Source organism: Neisseria sp. Dent CA1/247 (assembly GCF_022870825.1).
GTDB classification, from domain to species: domain Bacteria; phylum Pseudomonadota; class Gammaproteobacteria; order Burkholderiales; family Neisseriaceae; genus Neisseria; species Neisseria zoodegmatis.
On record NZ_CP091522.1, the window covers coordinates 2,287,237 to 2,304,757 of the forward strand.

Annotated in this window: 16 protein-coding genes; 2 read left to right on the top strand and 14 right to left on the bottom strand. The window is 48.4% G+C overall.

Annotation, left to right across the window (positions count from 1 at the left end; genetic code table 11):
- Positions 1–9 precede the first annotated feature (9 nt).
- The 3 genes from LVJ85_RS11245 to LVJ85_RS11255 all read right to left on the bottom strand — a co-directional run bounded on the left by LVJ85_RS11245 (position 10) and on the right by LVJ85_RS11255 (position 2,207).
- Positions 10–975: an MBL fold metallo-hydrolase gene (locus LVJ85_RS11245; RefSeq protein ID WP_244739885.1), complete on the bottom strand. Its 966-nt coding sequence runs from the start codon at positions 973–975 to the stop codon at positions 10–12.
- A gap of 134 nt (positions 976–1,109) precedes the next feature.
- Positions 1,110–1,880 carry an exodeoxyribonuclease III gene (gene xth / locus LVJ85_RS11250; RefSeq protein WP_244739886.1) on the bottom strand — a complete coding sequence of 257 codons (771 nt, stop codon included), beginning with the start codon at positions 1,878–1,880 and terminating at the stop codon, positions 1,110–1,112.
- 30 nt (positions 1,881–1,910) lie between these two features.
- Positions 1,911–2,207, bottom strand: a complete 297-nt coding sequence (locus LVJ85_RS11255) for a helix-turn-helix transcriptional regulator (RefSeq protein WP_169709798.1) — start codon at positions 2,205–2,207, stop codon at positions 1,911–1,913.
- 318 nt (positions 2,208–2,525) lie between these two features.
- On the opposite strand from LVJ85_RS11255, the gene LVJ85_RS11260 reads away from it, so the two are divergent.
- Positions 2,526–4,574: a M3 family metallopeptidase gene (locus tag LVJ85_RS11260; RefSeq protein ID WP_244739887.1), complete on the top strand. Its 2,049-nt coding sequence runs from the start codon at positions 2,526–2,528 to the stop codon at positions 4,572–4,574.
- Positions 4,575–4,643: 69 nt separating this feature from the next.
- Here LVJ85_RS11260 and LVJ85_RS11265 read toward each other — a convergent pair whose 3' ends face one another.
- Entirely contained in the window at positions 4,644–5,108 is a 465-nt protein-coding gene (locus LVJ85_RS11265) for an META domain-containing protein (RefSeq protein WP_244739888.1), read from the bottom strand.
- A gap of 307 nt (positions 5,109–5,415) precedes the next feature.
- Here LVJ85_RS11265 and LVJ85_RS11270 point away from each other — a divergent pair, with 307 nt between their 5' ends.
- Positions 5,416–7,263: a glycine betaine ABC transporter substrate-binding protein gene (locus LVJ85_RS11270; RefSeq protein ID WP_244739889.1), complete on the top strand. Its 1,848-nt coding sequence runs from the start codon at positions 5,416–5,418 to the stop codon at positions 7,261–7,263.
- Positions 7,264–7,543: 280 nt separating this feature from the next.
- Here the strand turns inward: LVJ85_RS11270 and LVJ85_RS11275 are convergent, their stop codons facing one another.
- The 10 genes from LVJ85_RS11275 to porB all read right to left on the bottom strand — a co-directional run bounded on the left by LVJ85_RS11275 (position 7,544) and on the right by porB (position 17,177).
- Positions 7,544–7,690 (bottom strand): lipoprotein signal peptidase, encoded by a 147-nt coding sequence (locus LVJ85_RS11275; protein WP_244739890.1) that lies wholly within the window; start codon positions 7,688–7,690, stop codon positions 7,544–7,546.
- A 12-nt stretch (positions 7,691–7,702) separates the two neighbouring features.
- Positions 7,703–8,158 carry a chemotaxis protein CheX gene (locus LVJ85_RS11280; RefSeq protein ID WP_085364111.1) on the bottom strand — a complete coding sequence of 152 codons (456 nt, stop codon included), beginning with the start codon at positions 8,156–8,158 and terminating at the stop codon, positions 7,703–7,705.
- Positions 8,158–8,529 (bottom strand): response regulator, encoded by a 372-nt coding sequence (locus LVJ85_RS11285; protein WP_244739891.1) that lies wholly within the window; start codon positions 8,527–8,529, stop codon positions 8,158–8,160. The genes LVJ85_RS11280 and LVJ85_RS11285 overlap by 1 nt, the downstream gene beginning before the upstream one ends.
- A gap of 32 nt (positions 8,530–8,561) precedes the next feature.
- Positions 8,562–10,775: an ATP-binding protein gene (locus tag LVJ85_RS11290; protein WP_244739892.1), complete on the bottom strand. Its 2,214-nt coding sequence runs from the start codon at positions 10,773–10,775 to the stop codon at positions 8,562–8,564.
- 361 nt (positions 10,776–11,136) lie between these two features.
- Positions 11,137–11,448, bottom strand: coding sequence for a 30S ribosomal protein S10 (gene rpsJ, locus LVJ85_RS11295; RefSeq protein ID WP_002642322.1), 312 nt, complete (start codon positions 11,446–11,448; stop codon positions 11,137–11,139).
- A 19-nt stretch (positions 11,449–11,467) separates the two neighbouring features.
- A complete protein-coding gene (tuf, locus tag LVJ85_RS11300; RefSeq protein WP_085360686.1) occupies positions 11,468–12,652 on the bottom strand; it encodes an elongation factor Tu in 1,185 nt (394 codons plus the stop codon).
- A gap of 79 nt (positions 12,653–12,731) precedes the next feature.
- Positions 12,732–14,834, bottom strand: a complete 2,103-nt coding sequence (gene fusA / locus LVJ85_RS11305) for an elongation factor G (protein WP_085364530.1) — start codon at positions 14,832–14,834, stop codon at positions 12,732–12,734.
- A gap of 24 nt (positions 14,835–14,858) precedes the next feature.
- Positions 14,859–15,329 (bottom strand): 30S ribosomal protein S7, encoded by a 471-nt coding sequence (rpsG, locus tag LVJ85_RS11310; protein ID WP_085364529.1) that lies wholly within the window; start codon positions 15,327–15,329, stop codon positions 14,859–14,861.
- 112 nt (positions 15,330–15,441) lie between these two features.
- Positions 15,442–15,813 carry a 30S ribosomal protein S12 gene (gene rpsL / locus LVJ85_RS11315; RefSeq protein WP_002218431.1) on the bottom strand — a complete coding sequence of 124 codons (372 nt, stop codon included), beginning with the start codon at positions 15,811–15,813 and terminating at the stop codon, positions 15,442–15,444.
- 254 nt (positions 15,814–16,067) lie between these two features.
- The gene (porB, locus tag LVJ85_RS11320; RefSeq protein WP_244739893.1) at positions 16,068–17,177 is read right to left on the bottom strand and encodes a trimeric porin PorB; all 1,110 of its coding nucleotides are present in this window, start codon (positions 17,175–17,177) and stop codon (positions 16,068–16,070) included.
- Positions 17,178–17,521 lie beyond the last annotated feature (344 nt).

Sequence of the window (17,521 nt, forward strand, 5' to 3'; positions counted from 1 at the left end):
TTTGCGTTCTTACCGCTTGCAGCTTCCGGTTTTCATACCGGTTTTGAGCGAATAAATATCGCAGTCCTGCGCAAACGCCAGCTTGCCTTGGTAAGTTTTGCGGATGGCGGCGGAGGTGGCGGGTTTCACGTTTTCGGTGCGGCGCATAAAGTGCGACAACACCACGCTGCGGCTGCCGGTGATTTGGGCGATGCGGCCGATTTCAGACGGCATCATGTGCAGCTTCAGGGCAATTTTGTCGCGCGCGCTTTCCGGCACGGCATTGTGGGCGATGAAAACATCTGTATTTTTCGCCAGCACGTCCAAAGTTTTACCGATGTTGCTGGTATCGCCCGACACGGTTACGGAGCAGCCGTTTTTCTCGATGCGCCAACCCAAAGAAGGCAGCAGGCCGTGTTCTACGGGAATGGCTTTCAAGGTAAAGCCGCCGAGCTTGGTTTCAAACAGTTTGGGCTGTTTTTTGTCGGCGTTAACCGCTATCGGCTTCAAGGCGAACGCGGCTTCACCGGTGAGGAAGTCCGACAAATACGGATAAACGCCTTTTTCGCCGAACTGCCGCTCTACGAATAACGGCGTGGTCGGGATGGTGTGGTTTCCGGTGGGGCCGTAAACCGGCAAGTCGCGGTTACGTTCGGAAAAATACGAGGCTTTGACCAATGCGGGCAAGTCGTTGGAATGGTCGACGTGGAAATGGGTAAACAGCAAGGCTTCCAAGTCTTTAATGTCGCCGCCCGCACGCTCGAAGTTGAGTGAAGAGCCTGCACCGAAGTCGATAATGAAACGGGCTTTGCCGTTTTCACGCACCAAGTAGCCGGTAGAAGCGCGTTTGTCGCTCAATTCGGGGCCGCCCGAACCAAGCACCACCACGTCCAAGCCGGCATTCGTACACTGTGCGGCGTGTGCGGCGGCAGGCACGGCGGCCAATGCCAATATGAGGTTGAGAAAAAATTTGGGTTTGAAAAATCGTGAGTACATTGTTTGGCTTTAATAAATAGAGTGATGAAAAGATAGATAATTTGAGGAATGGTTTAAGTATGAAAGACAAGGGTTGAGGCCGTCTGAAAGTTTTCAGACGGCCTCATGCCATCGGGCATTCGAAGTTAAGCGGTTTAAACGGCAAACTCCGCCCACACCGGCGCATGGTCGCTGGGGCGTTCTTGTGCGCGGGCTTCCAAATCCACTTGCACATCTTGCAGGGCATCGCGCAAGGCGGGGGTAATCAGCAGGTGGTCGATACGCAAACCCTGTTTGCGTTGGAACATCGCGCCGCGGTAATCCCACCATGTGTACATCACTTCTTCGGGATGGTGGTGGCGCAGGCCGTCGGTCAGCCCTAAATCGAGCAGTTTTTGGAACCACGACCGCTCGATACTGGTGCAATGGATTTTTTCACGCCATTTTTCGGGGTCGTAGCAATCCAAATCGGCGGGAGCGATATTGAAATCGCCCAGCAACACCAGCTTTTCGTGGCGGCTCATCTCATCACGCACAAATTCGGTCAGCGCGGCGAACCATTGTTCTTTATATTGGAATTTCGGGCTGTCGGGTGCTTCGCCGTTCACGCAATACACGTTGATCACGCGCACGCCGTTAACGGTGGCGGCAATCACGCGCCGCTGCGGATCGTCGGGCAGCGCAGGCAGGCCGATGTGCACGTCTTGCGGGGCTTCTTTGCTGATGATGGCCACGCCGTTATAGGTTTTTTGGCCGCTCCACACGGTATGCCAGCCGCCCATTTGGAAAACGGCGGCGGGGTATTTGTCTTGGTCGAGCTTGAGTTCCTGCAAAACCAATACGTCGGGGCTGTGCTGTTGCAGCCAATCCTGCACCTGCGGCAGGCGCACATTGAGGGAATTTACGTTCCAAGTAGCGATTTTCATGATGTGTTTTGTCTGTTTCCAAAGCGTTTTTCAGACGGCCTCTTTGCCACCGCCGTTTTCCTGCACGGCACGGAGCACGGCGACAATCAGCGGCGAAGTGAGCCGGTATTGCATCACACGGTGGTAGCGCGTGAAATCAACCGCGCCGCCGCTGCGCATTTTGTTCAAATGGTTGGACACGGTGGTAACGTGAATGCCCGTTGCTTGGGCAATTTCCGCGGCGCTATGCTCGCTTTCCAACAGCAGCTTCGCAATGGCCAGCCGCTGCGGATGGGCAATCAGCTTGAGCTGCATGGCCGTGCGGACGGTATCGGATGATATTTCCATAGTTATAGTTAGTAGCGGTTTGTTGTAGGGCTATTCTATACCATTCGGAGACGATAGCGAAGCAAACCGATGCAGCGGGTTTGCAGGCATTTGCGGTTTTAATCATTTGATTTGACAATAACAATGAAACCGCCCACCCTGCCCGCATGATTTTTGTTATATTCAGAAACCGCCGTTTTTACCGTATTGCCAATCAAAGAAACACTTTGAATTTACCCCATCCGGCACTATATACACCCCGTTTGATTCCCATCTTACCCGTTTTTTTCAGACGGCCTCACCCCATTCAGGCCGTCTGAAAACACCCAAAGGAAAACCATGAGCAACGTATTACTGAACCTCGCCGACGAACCCCGTTTCGACCGCATCCAAACCGCCGACATCCGCCCCGCGATGGAAGCCGCCATGACCGAAGCGCGCGCAGAAATCGCCGCCGTTAAAGCCCAAAGCGACATCACTTGGGAAAACACCGTTGAAAAACTCACCGACCTCACCGAGCGCGTGGGCCGTATTTGGGGCGTGGTGGCACATTTGAATTCCGTGGCCGACACGCCCGAATTACGCGCCGTGTACAACGAATTGATGCCCGAAGTAACCGTATTCTTTACCGAAATCGGCCAAGACATCGAGCTGTACGAACGCTTCAAAGCGATTAAAAACTCGCCCGAATTCGCCAAACTCGATGCCGCCCAGCAAACCAAACTCAACCACGATCTGCGCGACTTCGTATTAAGCGGTGCCGAATTGCCGCCCGAACAGCAGGCCGAGTTTGCCGCACTGCAAACCGAAGGCGCACAGCTCGGCGCGCAGTTCTCGCAAAACGTACTCGATGCCACCGATGCGTTTGCGCTTTATTTCGACGACGACAGCCAACTCTCCGGCCTGCCCGAAGACGCCATGGCCATGTTCGCCGCCGCAGCCCAAGCCGAAGGCAAGGAAGGCTACAAAATCGGCCTGCAAATGCCGCACTACATCGCCGTGATGCAATATGCCGACAACCGCGAATTGCGCGAAAACATCTACCGCGCCTACGTTACCCGCGCCAGCGAATTGAGCGACGAAGGCAAGTTCGACAACACCGCCAACATCGGCCGCCGCTTGGAAATCGCCTTGCAGGAAGCCAAACTGCTGGGTTTTGCCAACTTCGCCGAACTGTCGCTCGCCACCAAAATGGCCGAAACCCCGCAGCAAGTGCTGGATTTCCTGCACGACTTGGCCCGCCGCGCCAAACCGTTCGCCGAAAAAGACTTGGCCGAAGTGCAGGCGTTTGCACGCGAAACCTTGGGCATTGCCGACCCGCAATCGTGGGATCTGACCTACGCCAGCGAAAAACTGCGCCAAGCCAAATACGCTTTCAGCGAAACCGAAGTGAAAAAATACTTCCCCGTCGGCAAAGTGCTGGCCGGCCTGTTTGCCCAAGTCAACCGTTTGTACGGCGTGAACTTCATTGAAAAAACCGTACCCGTGTGGCACCCCGACGTGCGCTATTTCGAGTTGGAAAAAGGCGGCTCGATCATCGGCGGCGTGTATCTCGACCTGTTTGCCCGCGAAGGCAAACGCGGCGGCGCATGGATGAACGACTACCGCGGCCGCCGCCGTTTCATCTCCGGCAACCGCATCGGCCAAACCCAAACGCCGGTGGCTTATCTGGTGTGCAACTTCACCCCGCCCGTAAACGGCAAAGAATCGCGCCTCAGCCACGACGAAATCATCACGCTCTACCACGAAACCGGCCACGGCCTGCACCACCTGCTCACGCAAGTCGACGAATTGGGCGTATCCGGCATCAACGGCGTGGAATGGGATGCAGTCGAACTGCCGAGCCAGTTTATGGAAAACTTTGCGTGGGAATACGACGTGCTGGCGGAAATGTCGTCGCACGAAGACAACGGTGCCGCCTTGCCGCGCGAGCTGTTCGACAAAATGGTGGCGGCGAAAAACTTCCAGCGCGGCATGTTCCTCGTGCGCCAAATGGAATTCGCCCTCTTCGATATGCTGATTTACAGCGAAAAAGACGAAGGCCGTCTGAAAAACTGGGCGCAGGTGCTTGATGACGTACGCAAAGAAGTGGCCGTTATCCAGCCGCCCGCCTACAACCGCTTCGCCCTGAGCTTCAGCCACATCTTCGCCGGCGGTTATTCGGCAGGCTATTACAGCTACGCGTGGGCGGAAGTGCTCTCGGCCGACGCTTACGCCGCCTTTGAAGAAAGCGGCGACGTGAAAGCCACCGGCAAACGCTTCTGGATGGAAATCCTCGCCGTGGGCGGTTCGCGCAGCGCGATGGAATCGTTCAAAGCCTTCCGCGGCCGCGAACCTGAAATCGACGCGTTGCTGCGCCACAGCGGGTTTGATGTGGAAGCCGCTTGATTCATCTGGCTTGTTTTAAAGTTTAAGGCCGTCTGAAAACACATTTTCAGACGGCCTTATTTGCGGTTATCAATCCCAATCTTGAGCGACAAAGTGCATTTCCTTGCCGGACTCGCTGCGCAGAATGAGCTTATGCCCTTCTATGCGGTAAGTATGGCTGCCTTTGATATTGGCCGTAAAAGCCTGCTCCAACGCCATTCTGTCGGCACAATACATGCGGGTTGATGCGGCGTGACCAAATGAAATCTGCTGTGTGGTAACCGAATCGGCATTCAGCATAATACGGTTGCAACCCATATAGGCGCTGCCGCGGGGAAGCGAACGTAAATCCATTTCGGCGCGCAAAGCCGTCAGCTGCTCGCGCGTGAATCCTTCCAAACCGGCCAACATCCAAACGCGCTTCAACGCGGTTTCAGACGACAGCAGTGCTTCGGCCTGCGGCGGCGCGGGTTTGTTTTCCGACTGATTATTCATAGAGATACAGCCTGTCATCAAAATTAAGGTTGATGCAGATAAAGCCATCCATGTTTTCATATTCGCACCTTTCATTTGCTCGTGATGTTCTGCGGATTGTACAGGTTTTGCGATGGGATTGAAGATGGTCGGTTTCGGTTCACATATTATGAGCAAAACCACGCTTTTAAGCGGGTGGGCAATACCATGCCGTATTTTTCAGACGGCCTGAATAAGTTTTGCAAAGGCCGTTATCTGTATTAATATCTTGAAATCTATCACAGATTCATCAATCGGCAAGAATATTTCCCGCTGCCGCGTCTGTTTGTGTGAGCACCCGAAACCTTCGGAAACCCCTGCCGTTTCCCTCCGAAAGCCCAAAATACTGATGTCTTTTTTAAAACCGCTCCTGTTTACCGTCTTACTCGCCGCCAGCCCTTTTGCCGCGGCCTGCCAGCCCGACAAACCCGTCAAACTCGGCGCGCTCGACTGGGAAAGCGGGCAATTCACCACCGCCGTCTTAAACACCATCTTGCGCGACGGCTACGGCTGTGCCACCGAAAGCGTGCCCGGCACCACCACCACGCTGGAAACCGCGCTGGCGCAAGACGATATTCAGATTATTGCCGAACAATGGGTGGGCCGCTCGCCGGTGATGCAGAAAGCCGTGGAAGAAAAAAAGGCTGCCGTTATCGGCGACACGCTCAAAGGCGGGGCGAAACAAGGCTGGTATGTGCCCGATTATGTGAAGCAGGCGCACCCCGATTTAAAAGGCGTGGCCGACCTGCCGCGTTTCAAAGATTTGTTCCCCGACCCCGAGTCGCCGCAAAAAGCGCGTTTCCTCAACTGCCCTACGGGTTGGACGTGTGAAACTTTCAACACGCGCTTGCTCGACACCACCGGCCTCAACGCGCATTTCAACAACGTCCGCCCCGGCACCGGCGCGGCTTTGGATGCGGCCGTTTCTTCCGCTTACGAGCAGAAAAAACCGATCTTGTTTTACTACTGGCAGCCCACCGGCCTGATGGCGAAATACCGCTTCGAGCCGCTGGACTTCCCCGCCCACGATGCCGCCTGCTGGGAAACGCTGTTGCAGCCCGCCAGCAAAAACCGCTGCGTATCGGGTTTTCCCGTTTCCAAACTCGCCGTCGCCGTGTCCACCCCGTTTCAGACGGCCCACCCCGAACTGGCCGCCATGATCGAACGGCTGCAATTCGAGCCGGATATGCTCAACCGCGCCATCTTGGAAATGTCGGAAAACAAACGCAGCGGCGAAGCGCAGGCCAAGCTGTTTTTGCAGCAGCACCCCGAAGTGTGGCGGCAATGGGTTTCCGAAGAAGCGGCAGGCCGTCTGAAAACCAAGCTCGATATCCGATCCGCAAGCAATAACGGCATTTTCCGCGTCTGGTCGGTTTCAGACGGCCTCAACCGTTCGCTCAAACAAACCGTGCAAAACCACGGCGACAAGCTGCGTAAAGCCAGCGATGTAACGCTCGGTTTGCTGCTGCCGCTGGAGCGCCTGCTGCAAGCCCTGCCCGCGTGGTTGGTGTTGCTGCTCACCGGCGTAGTGGGCTGGCATGCCACGCGCAAATGGTGGTTTGCCGCCTTGTGCATCGGCGGTTTCTACGTAATCGGTTCGTTCGGCCTGTGGGCGGCGCTGATGCAGACGCTCGCGCTGCTGGCCACTTCGGTATTGCTCACCGTGATCATCGGCATTCCCGTCGGCATCTTCACCGCCTACCGCCCGCGCCTCTACAAGCTGCTCTCGCCCGCGCTCGACGTGATGCAGACCATGCCGAGCTTTGTGTATCTGATTCCCGTGCTGATGCTGTTCGGCATCGGCAAAGTGCCGGCGCTGTTCGCCACCGTGGTGTACGCCCTCGCCCCGCTTATCCGTCTCACCGCCCTCGGTATCCGCCAAGTGAGCCCGCAGATGATTGAAGCTGCCATCGCGTTTGGCAGCAACCGCTGGCAGTTGCTGAAATGGGTGCTGCTGCCGCAAGCCAAGCCCAGCATCATGGCAGGCGTGAACCAAGCCGTGATGATGTCGCTCGGCATGGTGGTGCTGGCCTCCATGATCGGCGCGCGCGGGCTGGGCGAATACGTGTTGCAAGCGGTGCAGACGCTCAACATCGGTCAAGGCGTGGAAGCCGGTGCCGCCATCGTGATTCTAGCCATCATTATCGACCGCATCACGCAGGCTTACGGTTGCGGCGAAAAACACAATAAATCATAGGTGTTTTGCGATTGATTCTGCTGTTTTTGAGTTCAGCCTAAACGATGAGGCCGTCTGAAAATACGCCTCAATATTTCAAGTCACAAGTAGCGTATCGATATGTTTTCAGACGGCCTCAAGAACTAAAGCTAAAGTTCTTAAGGCCGTCTGAAATGCTTGTTCCAAACAAAAACGGATATTGTCTGAACATCAAACAATATCCGTCTTAAACGATGGTGCGGATTCAAGAAAGAACACCGCCAATCTGCCGGCTATCCATCAATCCACTTGCACAAACGTTCTACCGGGCTTGAGACCTTTGCAAAACTCTCAGATGTGGATGCAGTTCAAGGCGTAGCAGCACAGCGAGTGCAGACATATCATATAGATAGGCAAACGAGCGAGCAGCGCACAACGCAGAAATGCGCCGCAGATGAGGGTTTTGCAATGGTCTCCGTACTCAATAACCTTTACATATAGCAATAACAATCGCAGCCTGTAATTTTTTCCACTCAAGAGGAATCACAAAAGAGCGCCCCTCTCTCGGCAACATAATCTCATCGGGCGCGCCTCTGATAACTATGGGCACGGAAATTTCAAAGTTTTCGCCAAACTCACTGCGTGCGTTGCCTGCTATGGTGTTCGCCACTTCGCCTACAAGATCCATAATGTTGGCTTCAGAAAGATCTTCTTCCCCCATCAGCTCGAGCAAGCGCTGAGCCATACTTGCCGGTGAAGTAAAATACACAATGCCTTTTTTGCTACCCGAAATAGCAATCACACCCGAATAGTGCTTTGCCGCAGGCATAATGTTTTCGACAAGATACGGCGTACCTACAAAAATCTCTTCACCCGCAACTTGGCTAAAGTATTTTTGTACACCTTCTAAAAAAACCTGAAGCTGTTTCTCTTTCATTACTGCAATCCTTCCGCCATTTCCTCAAGGGCTTCAAATAAATCTTCATCGGTAAAAGGTTTATAAATAAACCCTCTTGCACCATATTCCAGCGCCTTAATGCCTGTTGCCTTATCGGCAAGTGCAGAAATGACCAAAATATTCGCATTTTCATCCAAGTCCATAATATGGCGGATACAGGCCAAGCCATCCATTTCGGGCATGGTTAAATCCATCGTTACCATATTCGGCCTTAAAACATCATACAACTGCACGGCATCTCTGCCGTTGGCAGCACTCGCTACAACTTCAAATCCTTTATTTTCCGAGCTGCGGGTAATACGGTTACGGATAATATTGGAGTCATCTACTACCATAATTGTGAGCATCATTTTCCCTTTTATTAAGCCATTATCGTTTTAAATTACTTGGGTACCGTTAAGGTGATGCAGGTATAAGCGCCCGACCTCGTTGCAATCGAAACTTTGCCTTTCATTTGCTTAATACGGTCGCTGACGATATCCATGCCCACTCCGCGGCCGGCATCTTCATTATTTTCTGCCGCAGTCGAGAAACCCGGAACGAATATTTTTTGGATCAACGCTCTTTTATCCAATTTATCCGCCTCTTCTCGAGAGTACATCCCCTTTTCTACCAATTTTTCACGAATCAACTCGGGATTAATGCCTGCTCCGTCATCCTGAACCGATAAGCTCACACAATCGTCTTTGTCTTCAAGAACCAAACGAAGATGGCCCGACTCAAGCTTATGGTTTTTAACGCGAACATCCGGTTTTTCAACACCATGAGCTACCGCATTTCTCAATAACTGCACGGCCAATTCTCTTAGCTGGCTTTTGAGCATCATGCTAATGCCCCGTTGCTCCATACCCTCGCAACTGAAGTCAACTTTTTTGCCGTTACGCTCGGCCAATTCGCCTACATATTTACCCAGCTGTTGAGCGACGGAGTCTGAGAAGTTTTTCTGGCGGTTAATAGGTTGTACCGGCTTGCGCTCATCTTCCGATGCGGCTTTGTTAATACGACTGTTTAGATCTTCAATCATTTTCGTCAGACTAAACAGCTCTTCCAGCGAAACCGTCAGCATCAAGAAATCTTCGCCGTTCAATACCTTTCTTTTTTGAAGCTCTTTTAAATTGTCTTCCAACCGTTCTGCAATCGATACGAATCCATGCAGGCTTAAAGAGCTGGCATCGCCTTTCAAACCGTGAACATCACGGAAAATCGCTTCAAGTTTTTGGAAAAAGTCAGACTGGGTTTTTGCAGGTTGTTTCAAAATCTCATTGATGTTGTTATTCCGTTTCTTAGCAGTTTCAATAAAGTCACGCAGCAACTCAGAATCCGCATTCAAAATAAAGAACAACATTTCTGTCTGCAAGTCGTTTTGTTTGCGCTCTTTTGTAATTTTTTCAGCCAGCAAAACCGCATTCGTTTCATCACTAACGTTTACCAAAACGCGCGCAATTTCTTTATCTTGATAAACCCGGTTGAATTTAAAATCCAAATAGCGGATCTCTTTTTCACCAGTCCGATTGGCCACTAACATCGGACAGCGCACAAACGGGTTCAAACTGCCTATCAATTTCTCTTTCACCCGGGGGTTATACAATTGGCGGATAAAACTGCTGGCGGTTTCCAAATCTTCGGAGTTTGCCACCATGTCCGACAATATATCGAGCATATTCTGGCCACCAAAATCTTTTTTACCCCATAAATGCTCAAGCTCTTTAGAGTATTGAGTACCAATGTTCAAATCTTTATCTAGCAGGAATAAGCCGCTATTGATGGTTTGCAAAATTTCGTGGTTCTCGCGTCTTGCCACTGCTGTTTCACGGTCAGATTTTTCCAAACGGCGGATAAAAAAGGTTACAAAGAATAAGAAATACAACAATGAAAAACCAATGCCGGCAATTTGCACGGTTTTCAATATTGCAGACTGTTCCATAATCTCCGCATTGAGGCCGACAATAATCTCATCAATACCGTTATATAAAGCCTCTTGGTTTTCTGCCGCAAATGCAGCAATTTTGCTTTCGGTCTCTAAATTATGATCAGGTTTGATCGGAAGATGAATGGTTTCAAGAAGCAAAGGATCATACTGCTGCCAAATATCTCGAACTTTTGCCAAAGAGTTTCGGGTAGCTTCTGATTCTAAGGGTTGAATACTGTCGAAACCTTCTACGATATTGTAGTTTCCCCCTTTTGAAAGTACATTAATTAACCCCTGTGCTGTTTGGTAAGAATCCTTCAGAACCTTCTGATTTTCAACTTGCATCAAGATATATTCTTTTTCTTGATCATCAGAATTATTCTTTTCACGCACATTTTGAGCACTACTTTCTTGCCCATCCTCACCAAGCCCGACATTCCGTTCTAAATCGTTGATGCGCAGAGATTGAATGGTTACCAACATATCGTAAAAGGTATCACTCAAAGTACCGGCCGCATCGATTTGTACCTGATGCTTTTGAATGTCCACCGATATGCTATAAGCGTAATACATCAATCCTGAAACCAATGCCAAAAAAACAGCGATTGATGCAGTAATATTACGATAACGTTTTTTTAGTGAAAAATCTTGTCTATCCAAGCTTTTTCCTGTGCTGCTATTACTCATAACGTCCCCTTATCAATGTTGTCCAAGATATATTCAATATTTTCGTTTTATTGCCATGAATCACATGAAATAACAAAAGGAATTATTTTTATATTAAATATTACTAATAAATATACCAAATAAATGCGCAAATCACATCAATAATGTCATATTTAAAAGCTAAAAATGTACCCGCATAATCTTCAAACAATCCATCATTCATTATTTACAATAACTTATAAAACTATCTTAATGTTGTAAAATAAATACAAATACTAACCTTTTTTAACAATTTCCGTTTGGTAACTTGTTATCGGAAACATATGAAATAAACACAAAAAACCCGAAGAAATAATCTTCGGGTTTTTACTGATAAACCTAATTATTGAACTTTGATTTCCACGTCAACGCCGGCAGGCAGATCCAGTTTCATCAAAGCATCTGTTGTTTTATCAGTCCAATCGACAATATCCATCAAACGCAAGTGTGTACGAATCTCCAATTGCTCACGTGAAGTTTTATTCACATGGGGAGAACGCAAAATATTGAAGCGTTCAATTTTTGTAGGCAATGGGATCGGGCCTTTTACAACAGCACCGGTACGTTTAGCAGTTTCAACGATTTCTTGAGCAGAACGATCAATCAAACTGTAGTCGTAAGCTTTTAAACGGATACGGATTTTTTGATTTGCCATTTGATCTATATCCTTCCAATTAAGCGATGATAGAAGATACTACGCCAGCACCTACAGTACGGCCGCCTTCGCGAATCGCAAAACGCAAACCTTCTTCCATAGCAATCGGAGCAATCAATTCTACAGTAATGGTCACATTCTCACCGGGCATTACCATCTCAACGCCTTCTTCCAATGTTACCGCACCGGTAACGTCGGTAGTACGGAAGTAGAATTGAGGACGGTAGTTAGCGAAGAACGGAGTATGACGACCACCCTCTTCTTTGCTCAATACGTATACTTCAGCTTTAAACTTGGTGTGCGGAGTGATAGAGCCGGGTTTAGCCAATACTTGACCACGCTCAACGTCTTCACGTTTGGTACCGCGCAACAGTACGCCAACGTTATCACCGGCTTGACCTTGATCCAGCAATTTGCGGAACATCTCAACACCGGTACAAGTGGTTTTTTGAGTCTCTTTCAGACCTACGATTTCAATCTCGTCACCTACGTTGATGATACCGCGCTCTACACGACCGGTTACTACGGTACCGCGGCCTGAAATAGAGAATACGTCTTCAATCGGCAACAAGAAAGGTTTGTCAACTGCACGCTCAGGAGTCGGGATGTAGCTGTCCAAAGCAGCAGCCAATTCAAAGATTTTTTCTTTGTAAGCGGCATCACCTTCCAAGGCACGCAAAGCAGAACCTTGAACGATCGGGCAGTCATCACCGGGGAAGTCGTAGCTGCTCAGCAGATCACGGATTTCCATTTCTACCAATTCCAGCAGCTCTGCATCGTCAACCATATCGCATTTGTTCATGAATACGATGATGTAGGGTACACCTACTTGGCGAGCCAACAGGATGTGCTCGCGGGTTTGCGGCATAGGACCGTCAGCAGCAGAACATACCAAAATAGCGCCGTCCATTTGGGCAGCACCGGTAATCATGTTTTTAACGTAGTCGGCGTGACCCGGGCAGTCTACGTGTGCGTAGTGACGGGTTTCGGTTTCGTATTCTACGTGAGAAGTGTTAATGGTAATACCGCGGGCTTTTTCTTCCGGGGCATTGTCGATTTGATCGTAACCTTTAGCCTGACCGCCGAATTTTTCAGCCAAAATAGTGGTCAATGCAGCAGTCAAAGTGGTTTTACCATGGTCAACGTGACCGATGGTGCCAACGTTTACGTGCGGTTTGCTCCGCTCGAATTTCTCTTTAGCCATGAGCTAATTCCTTTATAAAGAACGATTAAAGAACAGGATTATAGCCGTCTGAAAATTTCAGACGGCCTTACTAAACAGATTAGCCTTTACGGGCTGCAGTCACTTCAGCAGCAACGTGTGCAGGAGCTTCTGCGTATTTTTTAAACTCCATGGAGTAAGTTGCACGGCCTTGGGTAGCTGAACGCAGGTCAGTAGAATAACCAAACATTTCGGCCAAAGGAACCTCAGCACGTACTTTCTTACCACCGATACCATCATCGTCCATACCCAATACGATACCGCGACGACGGTTCAAGTCACCCATTACATCACCCATATACTCTTCAGGTGTTTCTACTTCAACAGCCATAATTGGCTCCAGCAGAACAGGCGAAGCTTTTTTCATACCTTCTTTGAAGGCCATTGAAGCAGCCAATTCAAAGGCGATTTGAGATGAGTCTACATCATGGTAAGAACCGAAAATAAGGCGTACACGAACATCTACAACAGGATAGCCTGCTACGATACCGTTGGGGAGAGTATCACGGATACCTTTGTCACAAGACGGAATAAATTCGCGAGGAATTACACCACCTTTAATCTCGTCGATAAACTCATAGCCTACACCACCCGGCTCCAAAGGTTCCATTTTAATCACTACGTGACCATACTGACCTTTACCGCCAGACTGCTTAACGTGTTTAGCTTCGGATTCCACTTCTTTACGGATGGTTTCACGATAAGCTACTTGAGGCGCACCTACGTTAGCCTCAACACCAAATTCACGCTTCATACGGTCAACAATAATTTCCAAGTGCAATTCACCCATACCGGAAATAATTGTTTGACCTGATTCTTCATCTGTACGAACACGGAAAGAAGGGTCTTCTTTAGCCAAGCGGTTCAAAGCAATACCCATTTTCTCTTGGTCTGCTTTTGTTTTCGGCTCAACCGCAACGTGAATCACAGGCTCAGGGAACTCCATGCGCTCCAAAATAATGGGAGCATCTTCAGCACAAAGCGTTTCACCGGTTGTAACGTCTTTCAAACCAATGGCTGCAGCAATATCACCTGCACGAACTTCTTCGATTTCAGTACGGTCAGCAGCAGTCATTTGTACCAAACGACCAATACGTTCACGTGTACCTTTAACCGAGTTAATTACAGTGTCGCCTGATTTTACCACACCAGAATAAACACGGATAAAGGTTAATTGACCAACATATTTATCGTTGAGCATTTTGAATGCCAATGCAGAGAATTTAGCATCGTCGCTGGCTTCACGGCTGTCTTTCTCACCATTGGGTGTTTCGCCTTGTACAGGCGGAATATCAGTAGGAGAAGGCAAAAACTCTACCACCGCATCCAACATGCGTTGAACACCTTTGTTTTTAAAGGCTGAACCACACAACATCGGTTGAATTTCACCAGCCAAAGTGCGTTGACGAATAGCATTGATGATTTCTTCTTCAGTCAGCTCTTCGCCGCCCAAGTATTTATCCATCAACTCTTCACTGGCTTCAGCGGCAGCTTCTACCATATTGTTGCGCCATTCTTCAGCAGTTGCTACCAAGTCAGCAGGGATGTCGCCGTATTCAAAGGTAGTACCTTTATCTGCTTCATTCCAAATAATGGCTTTCATTTTCAGCAGATCAACAACACCTTCAAAATTATCTTCCGCACCTACAGGAATAACGATAGGTACAGGATTCGCACGCAAGCGGGTGCGCATTTGCTCCACTACACGGAAGAAGTTGGCACCTTGGCGGTCCATTTTGTTTACAAAGGCCAAACGGGGCACTTTATATTTGTTTGCTTGACGCCATACGGTTTCTGACTGAGGTTGAACACCACCTACCGCACAATAAACCATTACCGCACCATCCAAAACGCGCATAGAACGCTCTACCTCAACGGTAAAGTCAACGTGTCCCGGGGTATCAATAATATTGAAGCGATGCTCTTTAAACTGACCAGCCATACCTTTCCAGTAAGAAGTAACGGCTGCAGAAGTAATGGTAATACCACGCTCTTGTTCTTGTTCCATGTAGTCGGTTGTAGCTGCACCATCGTGCACCTCACCCAGTTTGTGGGTCAAGCCGGTATAGAACAAAATACGCTCGGTTGTTGTGGTTTTACCTGCATCAATGTGAGCAGAAATACCGATATTACGGTATAAACTAATGGGGGTTTTACGAGCCATTTTGGTCGCCTTTCTAAATCCAGATTAGAAGCGGAAGTGAGAGAATGCTTTGTTGGCTTCAGCCATGCGGTGTACTTCTTCACGTTTCTTCATTGCACCACCGCGACCTTCTGAGGCATCAATCAATTCACCAGCTAAGCGTAAATCCATTGATTTTTCACCACGCTTACGAGCTGCATCTCTTACCCAACGCATTGCCAAAGCCAAACGGCGTGAAGGACGAACCTCAACAGGAACTTGGTAGTTGGCACCACCTACGCGGCGGCTTTTAACTTCAACAACGGGTTTTGCATTGGCAATAGCTTCGTTAAACACTTCGATCGCTGCTTTGCCGGTTTTTTTCTCGATTTGATCCAACGCACCGTAAACGATACGCTCTGCAACCGATTTTTTACCGTCAATCATCAATACATTCATGAATTTTGTCAGCTCAACGCTACCGAATTTCGGATCAGGCAATACGTCGCGCTTGGGGACTTCTCTACGTCTTGGCATTTTAATTCCTTAAATTATCTATTCAGTTGGGGCAATCCCATGAATATCTAAAAAGATACTCACTTACTCGGCTATTTATTATTGAAAATAACCGACGTGCCATCGGGTTAAATTATTTCGGGCGTTTAGCACCGTATTTAGAACGGGCTTGTTTACGGTCTTTAACACCTGCCGTATCCAAAGAACCGCGAACTGTGTGATAGCGCACACCCGGCAAGTCTTTTACACGACCGCCGCGGATCAGCACTACACTGTGCTCTTGCAAGTTGTGACCTTCACCACCGATGTATGAAATAACTTCAAAACCGTTGGTCAAGCGTACTTTACATACTTTACGCAATGCAGAGTTCGGTTTTTTAGGAGTAGTAGTGTATACACGGGTGCACACGCCACGTTTTTGCGGACATGCTTCCAATGCAGGCACTTTATTTACGTACACGGGCTTTTGACGGCCTTTGCGTACTAATTGATTAATAGTTGGCATATTTTCTCGTCCTGTTGAGTGAAATACTTAACGACACCATGTCGATAAGAGCGGAATTATATTTCCAATGCAAATACTTAGTCAAGCAAACAGTACCACCTGCGAAAGAATTATCAGATTTAATGAACATTAAACAACAAAGTGGAACAATTCAATACCCGACAATGCAGCGTTAATGAGAAATACCAAATCCAAAACATGAGAACAAAAAAAGAGCCTGCAAATCGCAGGCTCCTTTGCTAATCATAACATGATTAGAATTTGTGACGCAGACCAACCAAACCGGCAGTGTTTTGGATTTTCTCTTTACCAGTACCAGCTTTCAACCAACCGGCAGAAACCATAGCAGTAGTACGTTTAGAGAAGTCGTAATCAGCACCAACAACTACTTGATGGTAGCGAGTGTTGTCGATTTTGTCGTTATTGCTAACGTTTTTCGCTTTGAAGCCGTGAGCATAAGACAAGCGAGGCGTTACGTTACCAAAGCGATAACCTACAGTTGCAGCCAATTCTTGGGTTTTGATGGCAGCAGTATTATCAACTTTTGACTCATCAACATCCGGAGTTGCTTTATTATCCTTAGGAAGAGAGTGACCATTACTCAAAGCACCGCGGTAAGATTGAACAGTATCTACACCTTTGGTGAATTGATAACCCAATCCTGCAAACAGGTTATTGGCATCGTAACCAGCTTCTACACGATGAACCTGACCAGCTTTATCTTTACCATTTTTAGCGTAAGCATTTTTTTGGAATTTAGTGCCATACTGAGCAAAGAAGCCAGAGTTTTCATAGTTCAAGCCACCATAGTAAGCTTCTTTTGATTTTTTGTCATGAGTGTATTTATCACTAGGATTAGCGTTATCACGAGGAGTGTATTGCACATTTGCGCTGAAACCACCAAATACAGGAGTATCGTAGCGAGCAGAAATTGCACGCTCACCGGTACGAGTGAACACACCCAAGCCTAAAGCATTGTTGTTGTATTCCCACGGATCAATGTTACCCATATCGTTCAGCTGAGTGCTGATTTTACCGGCACGGAACTTACCGAAGCCACCTTCCAAGCCAATGAACGAATCACGAGTAGCCCAGCCTTCTTTGCTACCGGAAACAGGTGTTTTTTGCTCAATTTGCCAAATAGCGTTCAGGTTAGAACCCAAGTGTTCGTGGCCTTTGAAACCGATGCGAGAACCCAAATCGGTAATCTCTGTCGCAGTTTTGCTGCGATTAGCCTGATCACCAGAGCCTACTTTTACTTTAGAAACTTCAACACCGGCCTTAACTTGACCGTACAGGGTTACATCGGCCATAGCTGCTACAGGCAGAGCAGCCAAAGACAAAGCAATCAGAGATTTTTTCATTGCTGTATTCCTTTTCTATCATTTAAGAAAACAAACTCAAATGGATTATGAAACCATCCAAGCTTATGCATTCATCGCGGGAGAGCGATTTCATGCCTGCTAATATAATTGCTTCGTTGCAAAAAAACAAACTTTATCGGCTTTTAGAGCTTATTCTTTCCAAAGAATGTGTATGGTTTATTCCACAAACAAGATTAAAACCATTAAAAATCAAAATAATATATTTTTAATTTCAAAAATTGGCACATTTGCAACAAATTGTCAGGTTATGTTGTTTTTCGGCACTTTGGGTGATTTTTCATATTCAAACAGCGTTTTCTTAGGCTTGTTTGCTCCATTTAGCC

Bases quoted from the DNA above. Each gene is read 5' to 3' on its own strand.
- LVJ85_RS11245 (WP_244739885.1), bottom strand. From the start codon at position 975: ATGTACTCACGATTTTTCAAACCCAAATTTTTTCTCAACCTCATATTG.
- xth (WP_244739886.1), bottom strand. From the start codon at position 1,880: ATGAAAATCGCTACTTGGAACGTAAATTCCCTCAATGTGCGCCTGCCG.
- LVJ85_RS11255 (WP_169709798.1), bottom strand. From the start codon at position 2,207: ATGGAAATATCATCCGATACCGTCCGCACGGCCATGCAGCTCAAGCTG.
- LVJ85_RS11260 (WP_244739887.1), top strand. From the start codon at position 2,526: ATGAGCAACGTATTACTGAACCTCGCCGACGAACCCCGTTTCGACCGC.
- LVJ85_RS11265 (WP_244739888.1), bottom strand. From the start codon at position 5,108: ATGAAAACATGGATGGCTTTATCTGCATCAACCTTAATTTTGATGACA.
- LVJ85_RS11270 (WP_244739889.1), top strand. From the start codon at position 5,416: ATGTCTTTTTTAAAACCGCTCCTGTTTACCGTCTTACTCGCCGCCAGC.
- LVJ85_RS11280 (WP_085364111.1), bottom strand. From the start codon at position 8,158: ATGAAAGAGAAACAGCTTCAGGTTTTTTTAGAAGGTGTACAAAAATAC.
- LVJ85_RS11285 (WP_244739891.1), bottom strand. From the start codon at position 8,529: ATGATGCTCACAATTATGGTAGTAGATGACTCCAATATTATCCGTAAC.
- LVJ85_RS11290 (WP_244739892.1), bottom strand. From the start codon at position 10,775: ATGAGTAATAGCAGCACAGGAAAAAGCTTGGATAGACAAGATTTTTCA.
- rpsJ (WP_002642322.1), bottom strand. From the start codon at position 11,448: ATGGCAAATCAAAAAATCCGTATCCGTTTAAAAGCTTACGACTACAGT.
- tuf (WP_085360686.1), bottom strand. From the start codon at position 12,652: ATGGCTAAAGAGAAATTCGAGCGGAGCAAACCGCACGTAAACGTTGGC.
- fusA (WP_085364530.1), bottom strand. From the start codon at position 14,834: ATGGCTCGTAAAACCCCCATTAGTTTATACCGTAATATCGGTATTTCT.
- rpsG (WP_085364529.1), bottom strand. From the start codon at position 15,329: ATGCCAAGACGTAGAGAAGTCCCCAAGCGCGACGTATTGCCTGATCCG.
- rpsL (WP_002218431.1), bottom strand. From the start codon at position 15,813: ATGCCAACTATTAATCAATTAGTACGCAAAGGCCGTCAAAAGCCCGTG.
- porB (WP_244739893.1), bottom strand. From the start codon at position 17,177: ATGAAAAAATCTCTGATTGCTTTGTCTTTGGCTGCTCTGCCTGTAGCA.